Source organism: Actinoplanes octamycinicus (assembly GCF_014205225.1).
GTDB lineage: Bacteria > Actinomycetota > Actinomycetes > Mycobacteriales > Micromonosporaceae > Actinoplanes > Actinoplanes octamycinicus.
Genome location: NZ_JACHNB010000001.1, coordinates 3,399,234 through 3,421,088, shown reverse-complemented (window position 1 = coordinate 3,421,088; position 21,855 = coordinate 3,399,234). Strand labels below are relative to the sequence as shown.

Annotated in this window: 20 protein-coding genes and 1 tRNA gene; 11 read left to right on the top strand and 10 right to left on the bottom strand. The window is 72.4% G+C overall.

The features are described from left to right. Positions 1-6: 6 nt before the first annotated feature. Together BJY16_RS15430 and BJY16_RS15425 are read right to left on the bottom strand one after the other, a co-directional pair. Positions 7-591 (bottom strand): flavoprotein, encoded by a 585-nt coding sequence (locus BJY16_RS15430; protein ID WP_185046467.1) that lies wholly within the window; start codon positions 589-591, stop codon positions 7-9. 16 nt (positions 592-607) lie between these two features. Beyond that, entirely contained in the window at positions 608-1,834 is a 1,227-nt protein-coding gene (locus tag BJY16_RS15425; RefSeq protein ID WP_185040119.1) for a helix-turn-helix domain-containing protein, read from the bottom strand. Between the two features lie 242 nt (positions 1,835-2,076). On the opposite strand from BJY16_RS15425, the gene BJY16_RS15420 reads away from it, so the two are divergent. Further along, the gene (locus BJY16_RS15420; protein ID WP_185040118.1) at positions 2,077-2,745 is read left to right on the top strand and encodes a bifunctional DNA primase/polymerase; all 669 of its coding nucleotides are present in this window, start codon (positions 2,077-2,079) and stop codon (positions 2,743-2,745) included. A gap of 147 nt (positions 2,746-2,892) precedes the next feature. Here the strand turns inward: BJY16_RS15420 and BJY16_RS15415 are convergent, their stop codons facing one another. Next, positions 2,893-3,732: a hypothetical protein gene (locus BJY16_RS15415; RefSeq protein ID WP_185040117.1), complete on the bottom strand. Its 840-nt coding sequence runs from the start codon at positions 3,730-3,732 to the stop codon at positions 2,893-2,895. A gap of 270 nt (positions 3,733-4,002) precedes the next feature. Between BJY16_RS15415 and BJY16_RS15410 the strand changes: the two genes are divergently transcribed. Then, entirely contained in the window at positions 4,003-4,500 is a 498-nt protein-coding gene (locus tag BJY16_RS15410; protein ID WP_185040116.1) for a hypothetical protein, read from the top strand. A 216-nt stretch (positions 4,501-4,716) separates the two neighbouring features. On the opposite strand, the gene BJY16_RS15405 is transcribed toward BJY16_RS15410, so the two are convergent. From BJY16_RS15405 to BJY16_RS15390, 4 genes are all read right to left on the bottom strand, one after another. Beyond that, positions 4,717-4,791, bottom strand: a tRNA-Val gene (locus BJY16_RS15405). 306 nt (positions 4,792-5,097) lie between these two features. Beyond that, positions 5,098-5,562, bottom strand: a complete 465-nt coding sequence (locus tag BJY16_RS15400) for a peroxiredoxin (protein ID WP_185040115.1) — start codon at positions 5,560-5,562, stop codon at positions 5,098-5,100. A 223-nt stretch (positions 5,563-5,785) separates the two neighbouring features. Further along, a complete protein-coding gene (locus BJY16_RS15395) occupies positions 5,786-6,220 on the bottom strand; it encodes a DUF3052 domain-containing protein (protein ID WP_185040114.1) in 435 nt (144 codons plus the stop codon). A 108-nt stretch (positions 6,221-6,328) separates the two neighbouring features. Further along, positions 6,329-8,548 carry a transketolase C-terminal domain-containing protein gene (locus BJY16_RS15390; RefSeq protein ID WP_185040113.1) on the bottom strand — a complete coding sequence of 740 codons (2,220 nt, stop codon included), beginning with the start codon at positions 8,546-8,548 and terminating at the stop codon, positions 6,329-6,331. Positions 8,549-8,734: 186 nt separating this feature from the next. Between BJY16_RS15390 and BJY16_RS15385 the strand changes: the two genes are divergently transcribed. Together BJY16_RS15385 and aceE are read left to right on the top strand one after the other, a co-directional pair. After that, positions 8,735-9,139 carry a YjbQ family protein gene (locus BJY16_RS15385; RefSeq protein WP_185040112.1) on the top strand — a complete coding sequence of 135 codons (405 nt, stop codon included), beginning with the start codon at positions 8,735-8,737 and terminating at the stop codon, positions 9,137-9,139. A gap of 152 nt (positions 9,140-9,291) precedes the next feature. Further along, positions 9,292-12,030, top strand: a complete 2,739-nt coding sequence (gene aceE / locus BJY16_RS15380) for a pyruvate dehydrogenase (acetyl-transferring), homodimeric type (RefSeq protein ID WP_185040111.1) — start codon at positions 9,292-9,294, stop codon at positions 12,028-12,030. Positions 12,031-12,089: 59 nt separating this feature from the next. On the opposite strand, the gene BJY16_RS15375 is transcribed toward aceE, so the two are convergent. Next, a complete protein-coding gene (locus tag BJY16_RS15375) occupies positions 12,090-12,623 on the bottom strand; it encodes a dihydrofolate reductase family protein (protein WP_185040110.1) in 534 nt (177 codons plus the stop codon). Positions 12,624-12,731: 108 nt separating this feature from the next. On the opposite strand from BJY16_RS15375, the gene gltX reads away from it, so the two are divergent. Together gltX and BJY16_RS15365 are read left to right on the top strand one after the other, a co-directional pair. After that, a complete protein-coding gene (gltX, locus tag BJY16_RS15370) occupies positions 12,732-14,144 on the top strand; it encodes a glutamate--tRNA ligase (protein WP_185040109.1) in 1,413 nt (470 codons plus the stop codon). 304 nt (positions 14,145-14,448) lie between these two features. Next, positions 14,449-15,180, top strand: a complete 732-nt coding sequence (locus tag BJY16_RS15365) for a hypothetical protein (protein WP_185040108.1) — start codon at positions 14,449-14,451, stop codon at positions 15,178-15,180. 541 nt (positions 15,181-15,721) lie between these two features. On the opposite strand, the gene BJY16_RS15360 is transcribed toward BJY16_RS15365, so the two are convergent. Both BJY16_RS15360 and BJY16_RS15355 read right to left on the bottom strand, forming a co-directional pair. Next, positions 15,722-16,294, bottom strand: coding sequence for a TetR/AcrR family transcriptional regulator (locus BJY16_RS15360; protein ID WP_185040107.1), 573 nt, complete (start codon positions 16,292-16,294; stop codon positions 15,722-15,724). Positions 16,295-16,593: 299 nt separating this feature from the next. Then, positions 16,594-16,827 (bottom strand): hypothetical protein, encoded by a 234-nt coding sequence (locus BJY16_RS15355; RefSeq protein WP_185040106.1) that lies wholly within the window; start codon positions 16,825-16,827, stop codon positions 16,594-16,596. Between the two features lie 231 nt (positions 16,828-17,058). On the opposite strand from BJY16_RS15355, the gene BJY16_RS15350 reads away from it, so the two are divergent. The 5 genes from BJY16_RS15350 (at position 17,059) to fabF (ending at position 21,848) form a co-directional block, all read left to right on the top strand. After that, positions 17,059-18,267, top strand: coding sequence for a PucR family transcriptional regulator (locus BJY16_RS15350; RefSeq protein ID WP_185040105.1), 1,209 nt, complete (start codon positions 17,059-17,061; stop codon positions 18,265-18,267). Between the two features lie 154 nt (positions 18,268-18,421). Continuing rightward, on the top strand, positions 18,422-19,351 hold the full coding sequence (locus tag BJY16_RS15345) for an ACP S-malonyltransferase (RefSeq protein ID WP_185040104.1): 930 nt from the start codon (positions 18,422-18,424) through the stop codon (positions 19,349-19,351). A gap of 34 nt (positions 19,352-19,385) precedes the next feature. Then, on the top strand, positions 19,386-20,333 hold the full coding sequence (locus BJY16_RS15340; protein ID WP_185046466.1) for a beta-ketoacyl-ACP synthase III: 948 nt from the start codon (positions 19,386-19,388) through the stop codon (positions 20,331-20,333). Between the two features lie 44 nt (positions 20,334-20,377). Then, positions 20,378-20,620, top strand: a complete 243-nt coding sequence (locus BJY16_RS15335) for an acyl carrier protein (RefSeq protein WP_014441425.1) — start codon at positions 20,378-20,380, stop codon at positions 20,618-20,620. Between the two features lies 1 nt (position 20,621). After that, positions 20,622-21,848, top strand: coding sequence for a beta-ketoacyl-ACP synthase II (gene fabF / locus BJY16_RS15330; protein ID WP_185040103.1), 1,227 nt, complete (start codon positions 20,622-20,624; stop codon positions 21,846-21,848). The last annotated feature ends 7 nt before the right edge of the window (positions 21,849-21,855 follow it).

The window sequence follows — 21,855 nt, the reverse complement described above, 5'->3', positions numbered from 1 at the left end:
ATACGTCTAGGAAACCGCCCCAGGCTCGACTCGGCTCGCCGCGGTGATCGGGTTGCTGACCGCCTGCAGCGCGCGGCGCCACGGGAACTGGCCGCGGAACCGGTCGGTCTGCCCCGGGCCGCCCAGCCGGCACACGTCCTCGCCGTAGAGCACGTGCACGCCCCAGTCCCGGAGCTTGGCGAGGCTCTCGTGCAGCGCCGGGTGCAGCGCCATGACCTTGTTGGTGTACGGGACCACGGCGGTCGGGACGCCGTAGCCGTACCCCTCCACGAGCAGGCCGAGCACCAGCGTGTCGGTGATCCCGGCGGCCCACTTGTTGACCGTGTTGACGGTGGCCGGCGCGACGATCATCGCGTCCGCCGGCGGCAGCACGTCCGGGTCACCGGGACTCTTGTAGAAGGTGCGCACCGGATGTCCGGTCTGATTCTGCAGGGCCGCCACGTCGACGAACTTGCGGCCGTCCGGTGTCGTGATCACGCAGACCTCCCAGCCGTCCCGCTGGGCGAGGCTGACGAGGATCCCGACGTCCCGGGCCATCGGTGAGCCGCACACGAGGACGTACAGCACACCGGGTGAGGGGTTACCCGTCATCACGCGCGGACCCACCTCATACGCCGACTCCCATCTGTTCGGCCAGCTCCGCGATCGGAGCCGGCGGCGTGCCCCGGGTACGCCGGAGCACGTCGGAAAGGACTTCGTGGGCGAGCGGGCGGCAGCGGATCTCCGAGGGGGCGAGCCGGTCGCCCTCCAGCAGCATCTCGCCGGCTTTCTCCACGTCGCCGATCTGTGTGTAGCCACGAGCGATGTCCAGGTAGTGGTGCGCCCGGCGCTCCGGCAGCAGGGCGTGGAACCCGGCTTTCTCCATCCGCTCGTGCGTCTCCACCGCGGTCCGCCCGTCGCCGAGCTCCACCGCGGTCGCGCACCGGTGCAGCTGGACGTTGGTCGGGCCGAAGGACGTCCAGTAGTGGTTGTAGTCGCCGCCCAGCTCCAAGGCCGCCTGCTCGGCGCCGCTGAGCAGGTCCCGGACGGTCGCGCTGTCGCCGATCCGGGAGGCCGACATCGCCCCGTTGAGCAGCAGCATCCCGTACACCGAGAGCTGTTCGGCCTCGGGCCGGGACGGCCCGGGAGCCAGCCGGTTCGCGATGTTCACGTTGACCTCGAGCGACGGGCGGACCCGGCCGAGGGCGAGCAGCGCGCTGCCCACGCGGTAGCTGGCCAGCCCGGCCAGCAACTGGTCGCCGGCCCGCTGGGAGACCGCGATCGATCGGTCCGCGGCCAGCCAGGAGAGCTCGTGCTCGCCCACTTTCCGCAGCGCCGAGGAGGCGATCTGGTAGACCTGGCCGAGCAGGTGCGCGGCCTTCGGCGCCTGGTCGCTGTTGGCGTGCGCGCTGTCCGCCGCCTGCGCGTCGCGGAGCAGCTTGGGCAGCGCCCGGGCCAGCACGCCGTACTTCGCGTGCTGGTAGGTCAGCCAGGCGTGGCTGACCGCTTTGTGCATCTCCGCCAGCGGTGGCGACTGCGGCACCGCCTGGAAGAACGCGCTCATCTGGTCATATCGCTCCAGAGCCGCTCGAATCTCCTCGACCTCCACCTGGTCGATACAGTTCTGCGTCTCCGGTTTGCGCTCCACCTCCTTGCCCAGCAGCAGCTGGACATCGACCTGGAGCACGTCCGCGATGTCGTAGACCACGGAGAACTTGTCGAGCCGGCGGACCCCCCGCTCCACCTTGTCGACCCAGCTCTTGCTCTTGCCCAGCCGGTCTGCGAAGACCTGCTGGGACATCTTGCGCCTGCCCCGCCAGTAGGCGACGCGGCGGCCGATCGGCAGCTCGTCCACGGTGCCTCCCCCACTCACCCGGCGGCCCGTCCGCCGGTGAGCCATCCGGTGACCTGCAGTCTGAACCGCTCACGTGTGCACAGATCGCACAACGTGTGTGATCGCCTGCTCACCGATGCTCGTAGTTTTTGTGCAAGTTGCAAAGGGTGGATCTGATCGGCCCAACGACGAACTTCTCGATGGGATACGGCCACGACACCCGACTCGACGGCAGCAGAACCGGATCCTGGGGGAATCAGGCCATGCAGTGGACCAACCGTCAGCCGTTCGTCCGTCAGCCGTTCGTCCCACCGGCGCTGCTCGGCCGCCTCGACCGGGTGCGCCTGCGCCGGGCCGCACAGGCCTTCGCCGAGCACGGCTGGGCGGTCGCACCCGGAGCGGTGCTGACCGGACCGCGCTTCGACTGCGGGCGCCCCGGGTGCCCGATCACCGGGTGCCATCCGGCCGTCGACTCCCTCGCCGAGTCGGCCACCACCGACCCCGGCCGGGTGGCCGGGTGGTGGCGGCGCCGACCGCACAACGTGCTGCTCACCACCGGCGACGCCTTCGACGTGCTGGAGGTGCCGGCCGCGCTGGGCCGGCCGGTCACCGACCGGCTCGGCGACGCGGCCGGGCCGGTCGCGGTCACCGCGGCCGGTCGCTGGATGTTCCTGGTCCGGCCCGGCTGCCCGCTGCGGGCCGAACTCGACCTGCGCCAGGACGTGGTCCGCCATGGGCAGGGCTCGTGGATCCCGGCCCCACCGAGCCGGATGGTGGAGGGCCCGGTGCGCTGGGCGATCCCGCCCGGCCAGGTGGGCTGGACGCTGCCGGACGCGGAGAAGGTGCAGGAGATGCTGGCCGCGAACGCCGGCCGGGCCACCGGCCGGCCGCTGGTGCCCCGTCAGCTCTCGACGCTGCGCCGGGCCGCCTGACCCGGACACGTCCGCGCTCCCGGCCACCTCGTCGACTCCGGCGACCGGTTGCCGGGCGTGGGCACGGGAACACATGTCATCCGACAAGCTATCCCGGACCCTGGCGTGGGGCGAGTCACCCGAACGGTTGACGCGGATGAATGAAAATCAGGCGGCCAGATCGCGGTAGGCGGCGATCACCGCGGCGGTGCGGTCGGCCAGCTCCGGCCCGCTCGCCGCGGCCGGCGCGCCGCCGACCCGGGCCAGCGCCCGCTCGGCGTGCCGGGCGGTGGCCGCCACCCGCTGCTCCCGGATGAAGCTCTCGCCGGCCCGGGCCGCCGCCTCGACCGCCCGCAGGATCGCGTCGGCCGCCGCGCCGGTCTCCCGCCACAGCTCGTCGGCCCGCTCCCGCTGCAGGTCCGCGGCGATCCGGGCGGGGCTGTCGGCCGGGATGTCGGCGTCCCGGGTGGCCTCCAGGCCGGCCCGCACCCGGCGCAGCTCCTGGCGCCGGGCCAGCAGGGTGGCCAACTCGTCCAGGGCCCGGGTCAGCGAGCGGTCGGCCAGCGCCGGGTCGATCATGCCGCCCAGCGCGGGCCAGGTCCGGCGCACCCGGTGCGAGGCGGCCAGGGCGCGCCCGAAGGCCCGCCGCTCCGGCTCGGTCCAGAGCACCCGGGACTCCGGGTCCCGCGGCGTCGCGAACACGGCCGGCTGCGCGGCCCGGGCCTGCCCGCGCCAGAACCAGACGACCAGGGCGGCGCTCACGGCGGCCGGCAACCACCAGGTCAGCCCGGTGGCGGAGAGCGCGGCGGTGGCGAGGATCAGACCCAGCGCCAGGCGCGCGGTGCGCGCCAGCCGGACCTCGCGGGGGCGCACGGCAGGCGGGCGCGGCACGGCCTGCACCAGAGTTCCGGTACGCCGGGCGCGGGCGCGGCCGGTCCGGGCCCGCACCGGGCGGGGCGAGACCACGACTTTCTCGTCGTCGGCGCCGATGTAAAGGTCCGTGCTCACCGGGGCTCCCTCGCCGTCGCCGTCCGGGCGGGCCCGAACCGCCGAGGGGAAACCGGCCGGACCCGCCCATCTGCGGTGCTTCCCGCAGGTACCAGTAGGGATCGGAGCCGAGCCGGGTGAGTTGAGACGCCCCCGGTTGCGCTGTCGGTGCGACCCGGGTGACGGCTCCGGCGGCCGCCCGGGCGGGCCGTCGGTGACCCCGGTCTCGCTGACCGGCCACCGCGGGACACGCCCCGGAAAACTGTCAGAGGGTAACCCTACGGTCACCCCATGACCGACACAGCACTCCGGAACTCCCCGATCACCCTCGACCGCCGTCTGCTGCTCGACGAGACGGACTACCAGGTCACCGTCTTCCCCACCGAGGACCGGCGGCTCGACCTCTGCATCGTGAGCAGCGACGCCGACGGCCAGGTGGTGAGCGAGATCAGCGGCAGCCTCGCGCCGGCCGACCTGGCCGGCCTCACCGAGGTGCTCGCCTCCACACTGGCCGGCCTGATCGCGATGACCGGCCCGCCCGGCGCCGGCCCGGCCCGGGTCCCGGCCCCGCGCCACCATCCGCCCAACCGGGGCGCCCGCTGGACCCCGGCGGACGACGAGCGGCTCCGCGCCCGCTATCGGCAGGGCGCCGGCCAGGCCGAGCTGGCCACCGAGTTCGGCCGCACCACCGGCGGTGTCCGGGCCCGGCTGGAGCACCTCGGCGAGATCCCGCCGGGCGGCCGCTGGCGCCCATCCCGGGCCGACCCACCGGCCCCGGGCGCCGGCTGATCCGCCCCGGGCCGGCCCACCGGAGTCCCGCGCCGCCTGACCCGCCCCGAGCCGACCCGCCGGAGTCCCGCGCGCGGCTGATCCGCCCCGAGCCGACCCACCGGACTCCCGCGCCGGCTGACCCGGCGCGGGCCGCTCCGGCACCGGCCCGGCCGACCCGCGTCCGGGTGCGGAAACGACGAGTGCCTCCAGGCCACGGCCTGGAGGCACTGCGTGTGGTGGGCGCGGTAGGTTTCGAACCTACGACCCCTCGCTTGTAAGGCGAGTGCTCTCCCACTGAGCTACGCGCCCGGGACACACCGGAGTGGTCATCCTACCCTGCCCCTGATCGCACCCGGCGCGGGCGGCGATCCGGCACGTCCCCATGCGACGGGAGCACGCGGCCCGGACCGGTCCGGGCCGTCGCCAGAGAACGCCGGCGCAGGCCCGGAGGTCCAGTCGGGTCGTCGCCGAAGGACGCCGGCGGGCCCGGGTCCGATCCTGCCCGCCGCCGGAGCACGCAGGTGAGCCCGGGGTCCGATCCTGCCCGCCGCCGGAGCACGCAGGCGAGCCCAGGTCCGGTCCTGCCCACGGCCGGGGGCACCGGCGCGGGGTGGGTCAGGCGGTGAGGCCGGCCAGGGCGGCCCGCCAGGCGGACTGGTCGCGGGACTCGCCCGGGCCGGTCATCTCGGCGAAGCGGATCGTGCCGGCCGGGTCGACCAGGAAGGTGCCGCGGTTGGCGAAGCCGGTCTCCTCGTTGAACACGCCGTAATCGCGGGCCACGCCGCCGTGCGGCCAGAAGTCGGCGAGCAGCGGGAAGTCGAAGCCCTCCTGCTCGGCCCAGACCTTGTGGCTGTAGACCGAGTCGACGCTGAGGGTGAGCACCTGGACCCGCTCGTTGGCGTAGTCCGCCAGGTGCTCCTGGATCTCGGTCAGCTCGCCGTGGCAGCGGCGGCTGAAGGCGAGCGGGTAGAAGACCAGCAGGACCGCCTTGCGGCCGCCGAAGGCGGACAGGCGGACCTCTTGGTTGTTCTGGTCCTTGAGCAGGAAATCCGGCGCCGGCGCGCCCACCTCGATCGGCACCGTCCCAGCCTAGGCCCCGGCCGGCGGGCCGCGCCACGACCCCACCGGTCCGCCCGGCCCGCGCAGCGGCGATCCGGCCGCGCCCGGCGGCGATCCGGCCGCGCCCGGCGGCGATCCGGTCATGGTCAGCGGCGACCCGGGCTCCCGCGCAGCGGCGGTTCCGGTCACACCGATACGGCCGGCGCCCGGAGGGACGCCGACCTGGGGCGGTGACGGCAGTGAGCTACTTCTTCTTGGCGGCGCCTCGAGGAGAGACCAGCCGTGCCCCGGTCCAGTCCTTGCCGGCGTTCACCGTCGAGGTCTGCTGCAGGCCGGCGGTCGGCGCCGACTCGCTGATCTCGCTCGGCTCGACGTGCCCGTCGCGCCCGGCTTTCGGGGTCAGCAGCCACACCACGCCGTTGTCGGCGAGGGGGCCGAGAGCATCGGTGAGCAGCTCGAACAGATCACCGTCGCCATCGCGGTACCACAACAGCACCGCGTCGACGACCTCGTCGGTGTCCTCGTCCACCAAATCACCGACGCGTTCGGTCAGGGCGTCACGGAGATCCTCGTCGACGTCGTCGTCGTATCCCATCTCCATGACCACCATGTTCGGCTCGAAGCCGAACCGGTCCGCCAGGCTGCGTACGCCGTCGGCCTGACCCGCGGTCGCGCTCACTGTCCAAATCCTCCTAGCCGTGAAATGCCGCGAAAATGTACCGGAACCTGGGGGTAGTCCACACACTCCGGGCCCCGGGCGCAAGTGGCGCACCGAGTGTGTGGCAATTTACCGCGCCAGCAGGGCGTGGGCACCCTGTGTGATGGCATCCTCTCCCACCAGCACGTGCTGGGCCGCCGGACCCAGCGGAACCGGTGCGTCGGCCGCGGCCACCCGGCGCGCGGATCCGACGAACGCCCCGTCGACCAGGGCCGCGAGCACCCCCTCGCCGACCCCGCCGGAGCGGCGGGTCTCGTCGACGATCAGCACCCGGCCGGTGGCCAGGCTCTCCCGCACCAGGTCAGCGACCGGGAGCGGGCTCAGCCAGCGCAGGTCGACGACCCGGGTGCCGTACCCGTCGGCGGCCAGCCGGGCCGCCACCCGAAGGGACATCCGCACCCCGCCACCGTACGTGACGATGGTCAAGTCCTGCGCGCTGCCCATGGGGTAGATCCGCGCCCGGCCGATCGGGGCGTGCTCACCGGTCCACCGTTCCGGCGGAGCGTAGGGGGCCAGCCACTCGTTGTCGCCTTGCTGATAGAGGTCCCTCGTCTGATACAGCGAGGCCGGCTCCAGGAAGACGCAAACGCTCCCGTCCACCTCGGCGGCGGCCAGGCAGGTGCGCAGCATCGGCGCGGCGTCCTCGGCCCGGGCCGGCACCGCGACGACCAGGCCGGGCACGTCGCGCAGCACCGCCACCGAGTTGTCGTTGGCCAGGTGGCCGCCCATCCCGTACGGGTCGGCGAGGGCGGGCAGGCGCAGCACCAGCGGGTTGCGGTAGGCGCCCGAGGAGAGGAACGACAGGGTCGCCGCCTCGCCGCGCAGCTGGTCCTCGCCGCTGTGCAGGCCGGCCAGGTCGGGCAGCTCGGCGACCGGGAGCAGGCCGGCCAGCCCGGCGCCCAGGGCCAGCCCGAGCACGCTGGTCGCGTCCGGCGGGGTGTCGAAGACCCGGTCGCCGCCGCGCTCGCGCAGCCCGGCGGTCACCCCGTGCCGCCCGCCGCGAGTGGTGCCCGGCCCGAAGACCAGCAGCCCGGGCCGGGCGGCCAGGGCGTCGGTGAGGGCCGCGTTGACGGTCTGCGCCAGGGTCATCGGCCCGGCCTGCTCGGGCAGGCTCCCGCCGAAGACCCGGGACCGGCCGGCCGCGCCCGGCCCGGCGGCCCGGCTCGCCGCGTCGGTGATCGCGTGCGCCACCCGCAGCGGGCGGCGCGGGGCCAGCGAGGCGACGATCTCCCCGACGGTGGCCAGTTTCGGCTCGCCGAGCACCTCCTCGGCGGCCTTGCGGACCTGCCAGCCGACCTCGTCGTACCGGGTGATCACGTCGTCCGGGCCGAGCAGGCCGGCCTCGACCAGCAGCCGGGCGGTGCCGACCAGCGGATCCCGGTCCAGGTCCGGGCCGGGCTCCGGATCGCCGGGGCGGCCCAGCAGCAGCACCGTGCCCAGGTGCAGCACGGCCGGGCGGCGCTCACGGCGGACGTACTCGGCGGCCTCGGTGGCGGCGTCGTAGGTGGCGGCCAGGTCGCAGCCGTCGGCGTAGGAGTAGCGGACGCCGGGGCGGGCGCGCAGCACCGAGGCCACCCAGCCGTCCGGGTCGGGGCCGCCGGGCGCGTCGTCCTCGCACACCAGCAGCAGCGGGATTCGCTGGTCGGCGCGGTCGTGCCAGCCGGCCGCGTGCAACGCCGCGGACGCGCCGGGCTGGTCGACGCCGTCGTCGCCGAAGGTGGCCGCCACGATCGCGTCGGACGGCCAGCGCGGATCCGGCGACCGGCTCAGCCCGTACGCCAGACCGACCGCTCGCGGCAGGTGACCCGCCGGCGTCGAGACCACCGGGACCAGATGCAGTCCGGCATTGCCGAAGACCTTGTCCCGGCCGCCACTGATCGGGTCGCGGACCGAGGCCACCACGCCACGCAGGATGTCCTGGGCGGCGTCCTCCAGGCGCTGCACGCGGCTCTCCGGGGCGGACGCGGCGGCGCGGGCGCAGTAGAACGCCGCGGCCCGGTCGTGCGGCAGCGCCGGATCGTCGCCGCGCAGCGCCGCGGCGACCGCCGCGTTCCCCTCGTGGCCGGCCGAGCCGACCGTGTGGAAACCCTCGTTGAAGCTGCGCAGCCAGCGGGCCGCGAGGTCGAGGTGGCGGCTGGTCAGCTGGGCGTCGAAGAGCTCGAGGGCACGGGCGCCGGTCAGCGTGACGCCGTCGCGGACCGGATCTCCGGGAGCGCGCCGCTGCTCCGGGGGTCGCAGGGCCGAGACCGCATCGCGGAACCGCTCGTCGAGGCTTTGCGGGGTGGTCACCGAATCAGCATTACGGACCGCGGCGAACGCTGCCACCCACCGGTGACCCGATCACCCTTGTCGATCTTCCAGCGGGCCGGGCCGGATCCGTGGTGCGATATCGGGATGATCATGAGGTGCGCCACCTGCCTGGTGCTGGTGGCGGTGGCGTTCCTCGTGCTGGATCTCTACACATAGGCTCGTCCGATGCGTAGTGAAGTGATCACGGTACGGACCGGGGACCGGCCGGTCGTCGTCGACATCACCCGGCAGGCCGAGGAGTTCGTGGCGTCCGAGCAGGACGGCCTGCTGCACGTCTTCGTGCCGCACGCGACGGCCGGGCTGGCCGTCATCGAGACCGGCGCCGGCTCCGACGACGACCTGCTGACCGCGATCGACGACCTGCTGCCGGCCGTGGACAAGTGGCGGCACCGGCACGGCTCCCGCGGGCACGGGCGCGATCACGTGCTGCCGGCCTGGATCCCGCCGTACGCCACCCTCCCGGTGCTCGGCGGCCGGATCGCGCTGGGCACCTGGCAGTCGATCTGCCTGGTCGACCCGAACGGCGACAACCCGTCCCGCCAGGTGCGCTTCTCGTTCCTCAACGGGTGACCGAAGAAGTTACTGGTCAGTACATGTGTCGCGCATCGCTGCGCCGACCGTTAGGCGTGACGATGCCCACCGTTAAGAGGCAGGATGGAGACCTCCGGGCGATACGCCACCTGGATCGCACCGGTTCCGACACTCAACCAAGAGGATTGCCTGTGGCCACGGAGCGCAAGCGCCCGGTGATCAGCGATGGCCTGCCGAGCCAGCTTCCGGACATCGACCCTTCGGAAACAAACGAGTGGATCGAGTCCCTCGACGGAGTCATCGATGAACGGGGCGCCAAACGAGCCCGGTACGTGATGTTGCGCCTGCTGGAGCGCGCCCGGGAACGACAGGTGGGCGTTCCGCCACTGACGTCCACCGACTACATCAACACGATCACGCCGGAGCAGGAGCCCTGGTTCCCCGGTGACGAGTTCGTGGAGCGGCGGATCCGGGCCTACGTCCGGTGGAACGCCGCCATGCTGGTGCACCGCGCGCAGCGCCCGGAGATTGGCGTCGGAGGCCACATCTCGTCGTACGCGTCGAGCGCCAGCCTCTACGAGGTCGGCATGAACCACTTCTTCCGGGGCAAGGACCACCCCGGCGGCGGCGATCAGATCTTCTTCCAGGGCCACGCCTCCCCCGGCATGTACGCCCGGGCCTACCTCGAGGGCCGGCTCACCACCGACCAGCTGGACGGCTTCCGGCAGGAGCTCAGCCACCCGGGCGGCGGCCTCCCGTCGTACCCGCACCCCCGGCTGATGCCGAACTTCTGGGAGTTCCCGACCGTCAGCATGGGCCTCGGCCCGATGAACGCGATCTACCAGGCGCGGTACAACCGCTACCTGCACAACCGCGGCATCAAGGACACCAGCCAGCAGCACGTCTGGGCGTTCCTCGGCGACGGCGAGATGGACGAGGTGGAGTCGCTCGGCGCGATCGGCCTGGCCGCCCGCGAGGAGCTGGACAACCTCACCTTCGTGGTGAACTGCAACCTGCAGCGCCTCGACGGCCCGGTGCGCGGCAACGGCAAGGTCATCCAGGAGCTGGAGTCGTTCTTCCGCGGCGCCGGGTGGAATGTGATCAAGGTGGTCTGGGGCCGGGAGTGGGACCCGCTGCTCGCCGCGGACACCGACGGCGCCCTGGTCAACCTGATGAACGTGACGCCCGACGGTGACTACCAGACCTACAAGGGCGAGTCCGGGGCGTACGTGCGGGAGCACTTCTTCGGCCGCGACCCGCGCACCCGCAAGCTCGTCGAGGGCATGACCGACGACGAGATCTGGAACCTCAAGCGCGGCGGCCACGACTACCGCAAGCTCTACGCGGCCTACAAGGCGGCCACCGAGCACACCGGTCAGCCGACGGTGATCCTCGCCAAGACCATCAAGGGCTGGACGCTGGGCTCGCACTTCGAGGCCCGCAACGCCACCCACCAGATGAAGAAGCTGACCCTGGAGGACCTGAAGGGCTTCCGGGACCGGCTCTACCTCGACATCAGCGACAAGCAGCTCGAGGAGAACCCGTACCTCCCGCCGTACTACCACCCCGGCGAGAAGTCCGACGAGTACCAGTACATGCAGCAGCGCCGCCGTGACCTGGGCGGTTACGTGCCGTCCCGGCGCACCAAGGCGAAGTCGCTGGCGATCCCGGACTCCAAGGCGTTCGCCGACGTCAAGCGGGGCAGCGGCAAGCAGAAGGTGGCCACCACGATGGCCTTCGTCCGCCTGCTCAAGGACCTGATGAAGGACAAGGAGTTCGGCGCCCGGTGGGTGCCGATCATCCCGGACGAGGCGCGCACCTTCGGGATGGACTCGCTCTTCCCGACCAAGAAGATCTACTCGCCGCACGGCCAGACCTACACCTCGGTGGACCGGGAGCTGTTCCTGTCCTACAAGGAGGCGACGAACGGCCAGATCCTGCACGAGGGGATCAACGAGGCCGGCTCGACCGCGAGCTTCATCGCGGCCGGCACGTCGTACGCGACGCACGACGAGCCGATGATCCCGCTGTACATCTTCTACTCGATGTTCGGCTTCCAGCGCACCGCCGACGAGCTGTGGGCCGCGGCCGACCAGATGACCCGGGGCTTCCTGCTCGGCGCCACCGCCGGCCGCACCACGCTCAACGGTGAGGGCCTGCAGCACGAGGACGGGCACTCGCTGCTGATCGCGGCGACCAACCCGGCCGTGGTGGCGTACGACCCGGCGTTCGCGTACGAGATCGCGCACATCATCGAGAACGGCCTGCACCGCATGTACGGCGAGAAGCAGGAGAACATCTTCTACTACCTCACCATCTACAACGAGCCGGCGATCCAGCCCGCCGAGCCGGAGAACGTGGACGCCGAGGGCATCCTCAAGGGCATCTACCGCTACGCCGAGGGCCCCGCGACGAACGGGCCGAAGGCGCAGCTGCTCGCCTCCGGCACCGGCATGCGCTGGGCGCTCAAGGCGCAGGAGCTGCTCGCCCAGGACTGGGGGGTGAGCGCCGACGTGTGGTCGGTCACCTCCTGGGGCGAGCTGCGGCGGGACGCCATCGAGGCGGAGGAGCACAACCTCCTGCACCCGAGCGACCAGCCGCGCAAGCCGTACATCCAGCAGAAGCTGGAGGGCGCCGAGGGTCCGTCGGTGGCGGTCAGCGACTGGATGCGGGCGGTGCCCGACCTGATCGCCCGCTGGGTGCCGAACGGCTACACCTCGCTGGGCACCGACGGCTTCGGCATGAGCGACACCCGGCACGCGCTGCGCCGCCACTTCCACGTGGACGGCGAGTCGGTCACCGTGGCCACGCTGCGCGAGCTCGCGCTGCGCGGCAAGGTGCCCGGCCACGTGCCCGGCGAGGCCGCCAAGAAGTACGCGATCGACGACGTGACCGCGGCCCCGGTCGGCGAGACCGGCGGCGACAGCTGATCGTCTGATCATTTCGGGGCCCGTCGCGTTTCGCGGCGGGCCCTCGTCGTGTCGGCGATTCAGGCCGGGACGTAGGTGACGACCTGCACGCCGGTCGAGGTCTGCCAGGACTTGGTGACCGACAGAGCGATCTTGGTGCCGTCGTCCCAGAGCCGGCGGCCCTCGCCCTGCACCACCGGGTAGATCATGATCCGGTACTCGTCGATCAGGTTGTGCCGGGTCAGGTAGTTCACCAGGGAGCCGCTGCCGTTGATCAGCAGCGTCCCCGGCTCGGTCTTGAGCTTGGCCACCGCGTCGGCCACCTCGCCCTCGACGAAGGTCGCGTTCCACTCCGGCTGGGTCAGCGTCGTGGTGGCCACGTGCTTGGGCATCGTGTTCATCTTGACGCCGAAGTCGCCGGTCGCCTCCTCCATCTGCGGCCAGGCGGACTTGAAGCCCTCGTAGGTGCGGCGGCCGAGCAGCAGCGCGTCGGCCTCCCGCAGGTTCTCCGCCTGCCAGGCGCTCAGCTCGTCGTTGAAGTACGGCCCGCTCCAGGCCGGCTCCTCGAAAACGCCGTCGAGCGTCACGTACTCCACCGCGACAACCTTGCCCATCTCGCTCACCTCTGTATTTGACGATCTAGTTAATTAACGCCTCGGTAAAGTAAGCCTCTCGACCGGCGTGTGTCAAGCGGCACTCGACGACCTCGGTAGGCTGGGCCCGTGACTGTTCGCGTACGTTTCGCTCCCTCCCCCACCGGCATGTTCCACGTCGGCGGCGCCCGCTCGGCGCTGCAGAACTGGATCTACGCCCAGCAGCACGGCGGTGTCTTCGTGCTCCGGATCGAGGACACCGACGCGGCCCGCAACAAGCCCGAGTGGACCGAGGGCATCATCTCGGCGCTGGACTGGATCGGCATCGAGCGCGGGACGTACGAGGGCCCCTACTACCAGTCGTCCTACGCGGCCGACCACACCGCCGCCGCCACCCGGCTCTACGGCGAGGGCAAGGCCTACTACTGCGACTGCAAGCGCGAGGACGTGGTCGCCCGGACCGGCAACACGCACACCGGCTACGACGGCTTCTGCCGCGAGCGGGCGCTCGGCCCGGGCGAGGGCCGCGCGCTGCGTTTCCGCACGCCGGACGAGGGCGAGACGGTGGTCGTCGACCTGGTCCGCGGCAAGCCCACCTTCGAGAACAAGTTGATCGAGGACTTCGTCATCGCCCGCTCCGACGGCTCGGCGGTCTTCCTGCTGGCCAACGTGGTCGACGACATGAGCATGGGGATCACCCACGTGTTCCGCGCCGAGGAGCACCTGCCGAACACGCCGAAGCAGCAGCTGCTCTGGGAGGCGCTCGGCGTCACCCCGCCGGTCTGGGGCCACGTCCCGGTCATCGTCAACGAGAAGCGGCAGAAACTGTCGAAGCGGCGGGACAAGGTGGCGCTGGAGTCGTACCGGGACGAGGGCTACCTCGCCGCCGCGATGCGCAACTACCTGATGCTGCTCGGCTGGGCGCCCAGCGGCGACCGGGAGATCGTCCCGTGGTCGGTGGTCGAGGAGGAGTACCGGATCGAGGACGTCAACCACGCCCCGGCCTTCTTCGACGTCAAGAAGCTCCGCGCGTTCAACGGGGAGTACATCCGGGCGCTCACCCCGAGCGAGTTCACCCAGGTCTGCGCGCCGTGGCTGACCGGCACCGACACCATCCCGGCCCCGCCGTGGGACCCGGCGGCGTTCGACGCGGAGATCTTCACCACGATCGCCCCGCTCGCGCAGACCCGGATCGCGGTGCTCTCCGAGATCGTGGAGAACGTGGACTTCCTCTTCCTCGACCAGCCGGTCGACGACGAGGCGTCCTGGGCCAAAGCGATGAAGGAGGGCGCGGCCGACATCCTGGACGGCGCCGCCGAGGCCTTCGCCGCGCTCACCGACTGGACCGCCGAGCCGCTCAAGGCGGCGTTGGAGCAGGTCGGCGAGGCCCGCGGGCTGAAACTGGGCAAGACCCAGGCGCCGGTCCGGGTCGCGGTGACCGGGCGGACCGTCGGCCTGCCGCTCTTCGAGTCGATCGAGCTGCTCGGCCGGGAGCGCACGCTGGCCCGGATCGCCGCCGCCCGCGCACGGCTTTCCGCCTGATCGACCCCCTTTTACCGCATTCGGCGGCCGGCCGCCATAGCTGGTCGTCGAATGCGGTGATGCGGTCCGCTACATGGGTGGCCGCCGCCCCCACGCGTTGCGGCGACTGGGTAATATTCGGCCGCTGATCAACGGCTTTACCGTCCTCCGCGGTCGTCCCCCCACATAGCTCCAAATAACCCTGTCTCCGGATGCGACGGGGCCGGTGCTCGGGAAGGCTGGAGAGCGATGCCGCGTGCCGGTCATCGCCGGCGCATGAGCAGCGGTTCACGAAACCATGTCATCCACGGGCGGGGGAGGTCGGATGGTGGTTCGACGAGCGATGAAACGGGTGGCGACGGCGGCCGGCGCGTTGACGATCGCGGCGGCACTGGCACTCGGCACCACCCCGGCGGCGGCGCAGGCCGAGACCGCCGGGCAGAGCGGCACGATCCCGGCGACCAAACCGACGGCCAAGCCGCCGGCCGCACCGAAAGCGCAGCCGAACGGGATCCACATCACCGGCCAGGGCGTGCCGGAGGAGGGGATCAAGGTCCTGCAGGGCGAGGACCCGAAACTGTTCCGGATGCTGATCACCGAGGTGGGCTGGCTGGCCACCGCGCAGCCGCAGGCCTCGCCTCCGGGCAAGTCCGCCAAGCTCGGCCCGAAATACCTGGTCCAGGTGTTGATCGGCGAGAAGGCCGCCCAGGAGTACGAGCTGTACCCGCTGGCCACCGGCGGTCCGCGGGCGCACCGGCCGGCGACCCAGCCGGCCGCCGGCAAACGGCAGACGGACGGCTGGTTCTACGGCCGGCAGTCGATGTCCGAGTCGCTGCGGCTCAGCGGCGTCCCGCTGAAGGCGAAACCGGACGTGGTCAACGGCGGCATCGGCGGCGGCGTGGGCGAGACCTTGGACCAGTCCGAGCTCGACCCGGTCGGCGGCGCCGGCCAGCTGTTCGGCCAGATGCGCCAGCTGCTGCTGCTCAACGGCGCGGTCCTGCTGGTCATCCTGACCGGCCTGGCCGGCATGGCGTTCCTGATCCGCCGCCGCGTCTGACTCACCGCACCACCCGCCCTGGCTCCGGACCCTCCGCGAGCCAGGGCGTTCGTCTTTCCGGCGAAAACCATCCCCGCTGCCGCGATGCCCCCCGATTCCCACGCATCTTTTTCTGGTACGACTCGCAGCCCCGTGGCAACCGGCCCGCGATGCCCCGGCCCACTCCAGACCGCAGCGCGTGTCATGCGGGCCCGCGGGCGGAAACGCAAGGCCCGCGCCCGCTCACGACCGCACCGCGCGTCACGGTCCCGGCTGGGCCTCACGGGTGCCTCAGACCCCTCGAGACACCCCTGACAACCAGCCGACGGCCGCGAGGCACGCCGCGGTCCAGGCCACAACGCGCGTCGCGGCCCCGGCTGGGCCTCACGGGTGCCTCAGACCCCTCGAGACACCCCTGACAACCAGCCGACGGCCGCGAGGCGCGCCGCGGTCCGGGCCACAACGCGCGTCGCGGCCTCGGCTGGGCGTGAGGGGTGCCTCGCAGCGGTCGAGACACCCGTGAGGGCCAGCCGGGACCGTGACGCGCGGTGCGGTCCGGTGGCTAGCGGGGCTGGTGGGCGCGGGCGGCTGCCTGCTCCACCAGGCCGAGCAGGTCCTCCAGGTCGGCGTCGAACTCGGCGTCGCCCGGGCAGGCGGCCGGCTCCACCGCGGGCAGGCCGCCGGTGACCTCGCCGGTGGTGTAGCCGAGCAGGAACGCGCAGATCAGCCGGGCCAGCCGGGGCACCGCGCCGTCCGGCACCCCGGCGTCGTGCAGGATGCCGCGCAGCGCCGCGATCAGCCAGGACGCCGAGGCGCCGGCCGCGGAACGGTTCAGCAGCAGCGGGAAGGCGCTGGGGTGGGCGTGGGCGAGCGAGCGCACGGCCCGGCCCAGCGCCCGCAGCCGGCGCCGCCAGTCGATGTCCGCCAGGTCGTCGCCGACCGCGGTGCCCAGTTCCAGGTGCAGCAGGTCGACCAGGCCGTCGAGCAGGGCGTCCTTGCCGCCGACGTACGGGTAGAGCGCCATCGAGGTGAGCCCCACCCGCTCGGCCACCGCCCGCATCGACATGGCGGCCAGACCACGTTCGTCCACCAGGGCGAGCGCCTGGTCGAGGATCAGCCGTCTCTTGTCGTCCACCTGTTCACCTGACCAGTCCGGGCGCTCCGGCCGGGGGAACGCGCCCGGGCCACCGCCGCCACTCACCCGTCGGGGTGAGCCGGCCACCGGGGCCGTCACGCGAGCGACGCCCGAAAAGAAACTATCCGCAGGCCACGCACGAAGGGCGACCGTTCCGCGCGGTCCGTACGGAAAAGTCGTGAAACGCTGGGCGCGCGGCGCGGGGCGTACCTCAGGGGCGCGAAGCGCGAAGGGAACCGTGACCCGCCGGGCGGCCCGAGCCGGCCGCGGCCCGGCGGATCGAAGCCGGAAAGATCAGCTCAGCACCAGCGGCCCGGCGGGCGACCCCGCCCGGCGGCCCGGCGACGCGGCCGCACCGCGCCGTGCAGATGCGCGCCGGCCCAGCCACGCAGCTCGGTCCGGCATCCGACCCGGCCCGGCTCCGAGCCGATGACCTGGTCCGACAGGAGCAACGGCTCCTCCTCGGCCACCGGTGGCAGGTCCTCGAGGGTCGGGTCGATCTCGGCCCGCAGCGCATCGTCCCGGTCCATCATCTCGCCTCCTCGATCCGCGGGTTCGGCTGTCGACAGGTTGTTCGGCACCGTCTCTTCATCGGCACGCCCGGCGCCGGGTTGAACCCCAGCCGGGACGCACTAGTCGGACACGATGCCAGGTCACCGACCGGAATCGCGGGAGGGGCGCACCGCTACACCGGACAAATGTCATAAAAATAATGAAACCGGCGCGGTTCGCGTCAGCCGATCGTGGCGTGACACGCTGGGCGCGTGGCCGAGAGCCGAAGCACCGATACCCCGCCGGAAGCCCCGGCGAACCCGCTGCAACCTGCGACGTTGCGGCGGATCGAGCGGCACGCCGGCGCCCTGGCGAGTTCCGCGGTGGGCCGGATGGAGGAGACCCTGCCGTGGTTCCGCGCCCTGCCGGCCGATCAACGGTCCTGGGTGATGCTCGTCGCACAGGCCGGCGTCCGGTCCCTGGTCGAGTGGCTGCGCTCGGGCGCCACCGTGGCGGCCAGCACCCAGGAGATCTCCGACGAGGTGTTCGCGGCCGCCCCGCGCGCCCTGGCCCGGGCGATCACGCTGACCCAGACCGTCCAGCTGATCAAGGTGACCATCGACGTGGCCGAGGCCGAGGTGCCCGGCTTCGCCGCCAAGGGCGAGGACGACCTGCTGCTGCAGGCGATCCTGCGGTTCTCCCGGGAGATCGCGTTCTCCGCCGCCCGGGTCTACGCGCGGGCCGCCGAGTCGCGCGGCGCCTGGGACGCCCGGCTGCAGGCGCTGCTGGTGGACGCCCTGCTGCGCGGCGACTCGTCGGACGTGCTGGCCAGCCGGGCGGCCGCGCTGGGCTGGGTGGACACCCCGCCGGTCGCGGTGGTGGTCGGCCGCTCCCCCGGCGGCGACATCACCGCGGTGCTGCACGCGGTCTACCGGGCCGCCCGCCGGGCCCGGCTGGAAGTGATCGGCGGCGTGCACGGCGACCGGCTGGTCGCGGTGGTCGGCGGCGCGGCCGACCCGGTGGCCACCGCGGCTGCGCTGCGGGCCAGCTTCGGCGACGGGCCGATCGTGGCCGGTCCGGCGGTGCCCACCCTGGAGCAGGCCACCGAGTCGGCCCGGGCGGCCCTGGCCGGGTTCCGCGCCGCGCCGGCCTGGCCCGGCGCGCCGACCCCGGTGGCCGCCGACGACCTGCTGCCGGAGCGGACCCTGGCCGGCGACATGGACGCCCGGCGCAAGCTGCGCAACGACGTCTACGCCGGGCTGGCCCGGGCCGGCGGCGGGCTGCTGGAGACGCTGGACGCGTTCTTCGCGGCGGGCGGGGTGCTGGAGAGCGCCGCCCGGGAGCTCTACGTGCACCCGAACACGGTCCGGTACCGGCTGCGCCGGGTGGCCGAGGTGACCGGATTGTCCCCGCTGGACGGCCGGGACGCCTTCGCGCTGCGGCTGGCGCTGACCATCGGCAGGCTGGAACCTGCGACATGACTCACAGCGGACAACATCCAACGACCAGCGCGTCAAATAGTGCTGAAACTGGGCAAGTTCCCCTACGATTTGTAGGAACCCTACAAGGCTGGTCGTAGGGTTTGGTCGCGCCCGGCAACCCCGGAACGCTCCCCGATCCGGAAGAGTCGAAGACGTGCTCGCCGTACTTTCCCCCGGCCAGGGTTCCCAGAAGCCCGGCTTCCTCACCCCGTGGCTCGATCTGCCCGGTGCTCGTGACCGCCTGACCGGGTGGTCCGCACTCGCCGGCGTCGATCTCGTGCACCTCGGCACCGACGCGGACGCCGAGGAGATCAAGGACACCGCCCGGACCCAGCCGCTGCTGATCGCCGCCGCGCTGCTGGCCGCCGAGCAGCTGCCGCTGGAGCGGGTCGACGTGGTCGCCGGCCACAGCGTCGGCGAGCTCGGCGCCGCCGCGGTGGCCGGGGTGCTGACCCCGGCCGACGCCATCACGCTGGCCGGTGTCCGCGGCCGGGAGATGGCCGCCGCCTGCGCGCTGCAGCCCACCGGCATGTCCGCGGTGCTCGGCGGCGACCCGGACGAGGTGGTCGCCACCATCGAGAAGCACGGGCTGTTCCCGGCCAACCGCAACGGCGCCGGCCAGATCGTGGCCGCCGGGGCGCTGGACGCGCTCGCCGAGTTCGCCGCCGCCCCGCCGGCCAAGGCCCGGGTGATCACGCTGGCCGTCGCCGGGGCGTTCCACACGCCGTTCATGGCGCCCGCCGAGACCGCGCTGGCCACGGCCGCCGCCGGGGTGGCCGTCACCGACCCGGCCCGGACACTGTTGTCGAACCTGGACGGCACCGCCGTGGCCGGTGGGACGGCGATGCTGGACCGCCTGATCCGCCAGGTCACCGCACCGGTCCGCTGGGACCTGTGCATGCGCACGCTCAAGGAGCTCGGGGTCACCGGCGTGCTCGAGCTGCCCCCGGCCGGCACCCTGGCCGGCCTGGTCAAGCGCGAGCTGAAGGGCGACGGCGCACCGGAGATCGTCACCCTGAACACGCCGGACGACCTGCCCGCCGCGCGCGATCTGATCGCCCGGCACAGCACGGCACAGCACTGACGCGCGCAGTCGCGACTGAAGGAGGAACAGGATGATTGCGGGTTCCCGCATCGTCGCGATGGGCCACTACCAGCCCTCGCGCGTGGTCACCAACGACGATCTGACCAAGACGCTGGACACCAACGACGAGTGGATCCGGGACCGGGTCGGCATCGCGGAACGCCGGATCGCCGACACCGAGACGGTCGCCGACATGGCCACCTTCGCCGCCGAGAAGGCGCTCGCCGCCTCCGGCCTGACCGCCGCCGACATCGACCTGGTGATCGTCGCGACCTGCTCGTCGATCGACCGCTGCCCCAACGTGGCGACCCGGGTGGCCAGCAAGCTCGGCATCGTCGCCCCGGCCGCGTACGACCTGAACACCGCCTGCTCCGGCTTCTCCTACGCGATGGCCAGCGCCGACCACGCGATCCGCGCCGGCGCCGCCCGGAACGCGATCGTGATCGGCGCGGAGAAGCTCTCCGACGTCACCGACTGGTCGGACCGCACCACCGCGGTGCTCTTCGGCGACGCGGCCGGCGCGGCCGTGGTCACCGGGGTCACCGAGGAGGAGGCGGTCGGCGTCGGCCCGGTGCTCTGGGGTTCCGCCCCGGACAAGGGCGACGTGCTGCGGATCGAGGGCTGGCAGCCCTACATCAAGCAGGAGGGCCAGATCGTCTTCCGCTGGGCGACCACCGCGCTCGCCCCGTTCGCCATCGAGACGTGCCGCCGGGCCGGCGTCGAGCCGTCCGAGCTGGCCGCCTTCGTGCCGCACCAGGCGAACACCCGGATCATCGACGGGATCGTGAAGCGGCTCGGCCTGAGCCCGGACGCGATCGTCGCCAAGGACCTGGTGGAGTCCGGCAACACCTCGGCGGCCAGTGTGCCGCTCGCCCTGTCCAAGCTGATCGAGCGCCGCGAGGTGCCCTCCGGGGCGCCGGTGCTGCTGTTCGGCTTCGGCGGTGGCCTGACCTACGCCGGTCAGGTCGTCCGCTGCCCGTAAGGTTCTCTGCACAAAACCGTAAAACCGAGAGGAAAAGAACAACCATGGCTACTCGCGAAGAGATCACCTCCGGCCTCGCCGAGATCCTCGAGGAGGTCGCCGGGGTGAACCCGGACGACGTCGCCGAGGGCAAGTCCTTCACCGACGACCTGGACGTCGACTCGCTGTCGATGGTCGAGGTCGTGGTGGCCGCCGAGGAGAAGTTCGGCGTCAAGATCCCGGACAACGAGGTGCAGAACCTGAAGACCGTCGGTGACGCGGTCACCTACATCGAGGCGAACCACTGAGATGAGCACTGTAGACGTCGTCGTCACCGGGCTCGGCGCGACGACCCCGCTGGGCGGGGACGTCGTGTCCACTTGGGACGCCATGCTCGCCGGCCGCTCCGGAGTGCGAACTCTCACCGAGGAGTGGGCCGGCCAGCTGCCCGTACGCATCGCCGCCCGACTCGCCGTCGAACCGTCGGAGATCATCGAGCGGGTCCGGATGCGCCGCCTGGACCGCAGCGAGGCGATGGCCATCATCGCCGCGAAGCAGGCCTGGGCGGACGCCGGCCTGGAGGGCGCCGAGCTCGACCAGGAGCGGCTCGGGGTCAGCTTCGGCAGCGGCATCGGCGGGGCGATCACCCTGCTCGACCAGGACGACATCCTGGAGCAGTCCGGCCCGCGGCGGGTCAGCCCGCACACCGTGCCGATGCTGATGCCCAACGGCCCGGCCGCCTATGTCGGCCTGGAGTTCGGCGCCAAGGCCGGCGTCCGGGCGATGGCCAGCGCCTGCGCCACCGGCGCCGAGGCGGTCGCCCTGGGTCTGGACCTGATCCGGGCCGGACGGGCCGACGTGGTGGTGGCCGGCAGCACCGAGGCCGTCATCCACCCGCTGCCGATCGCCGGTTTCGCGTCGATGCGCGCCATGTCGACGCGCAACGACGACCCGGAGCGGGCGTCCCGCCCGTGGGACAAGAACCGAGACGGGTTCGTCCTCGGTGAGGGCGCCGGCGCGATCATCCTGGAGCGTGCCGACCACGCGGCGGCCCGTGGGGCCACCGTGTACGCCCGGCTGGCCGGCGCGGGGATCACCTCGGACGGCTACGACATCGTCCAGCCCGACCCGGAGTGCCGGGGCGGGATCCGGGCGATGCAGATGGCGGTTCGCGACGCCGGTCTGACCGGTGCCGACATCAAGCACGTCAACGCCCACGCCACCTCGACCCCGGCCGGCGACATGGGCGAGATCAAGGGCATCAGGGCCGCTCTCGGCGACCACCCGGTGGTCACGTCGACCAAGTCGATGACCGGGCACCTGCTGGGCGCGGCCGGCGCGCTGGAGTCGATCGCCACCATCCTGGCGATCCGCGACAGCATCGTTCCCCCGACCATCAACCTCGACGACCCGGACGAGCGGCTGGACCTCGACGTGGCGGCGCACAAGCCCCGCCAGCTCGACATCCCGGCCGCGGTCAACAACTCGTTCGGGTTCGGCGGCCACAACGTGGCCCTGGTCTTCACGCGCCCCTGACCAGGAG

Bases quoted from the DNA above. Each gene is read 5' to 3' on its own strand.
- fabF (WP_185040103.1), top strand. From the start codon at position 20,622: ATGAGCACTGTAGACGTCGTCGTCACCGGGCTCGGCGCGACGACCCCG.
- BJY16_RS15365 (WP_185040108.1), top strand. From the start codon at position 14,449: ATGGTGGTTCGACGAGCGATGAAACGGGTGGCGACGGCGGCCGGCGCG.
- BJY16_RS15410 (WP_185040116.1), top strand. From the start codon at position 4,003: ATGACCGACACAGCACTCCGGAACTCCCCGATCACCCTCGACCGCCGT.
- BJY16_RS15355 (WP_185040106.1), bottom strand. From the start codon at position 16,827: ATGATGGACCGGGACGATGCGCTGCGGGCCGAGATCGACCCGACCCTC.
- BJY16_RS15420 (WP_185040118.1), top strand. From the start codon at position 2,077: ATGCAGTGGACCAACCGTCAGCCGTTCGTCCGTCAGCCGTTCGTCCCA.
- BJY16_RS15430 (WP_185046467.1), bottom strand. From the start codon at position 591: ATGACGGGTAACCCCTCACCCGGTGTGCTGTACGTCCTCGTGTGCGGC.
- BJY16_RS15335 (WP_014441425.1), top strand. From the start codon at position 20,378: ATGGCTACTCGCGAAGAGATCACCTCCGGCCTCGCCGAGATCCTCGAG.
- BJY16_RS15385 (WP_185040112.1), top strand. From the start codon at position 8,735: ATGCGTAGTGAAGTGATCACGGTACGGACCGGGGACCGGCCGGTCGTC.
- BJY16_RS15375 (WP_185040110.1), bottom strand. From the start codon at position 12,623: ATGGGCAAGGTTGTCGCGGTGGAGTACGTGACGCTCGACGGCGTTTTC.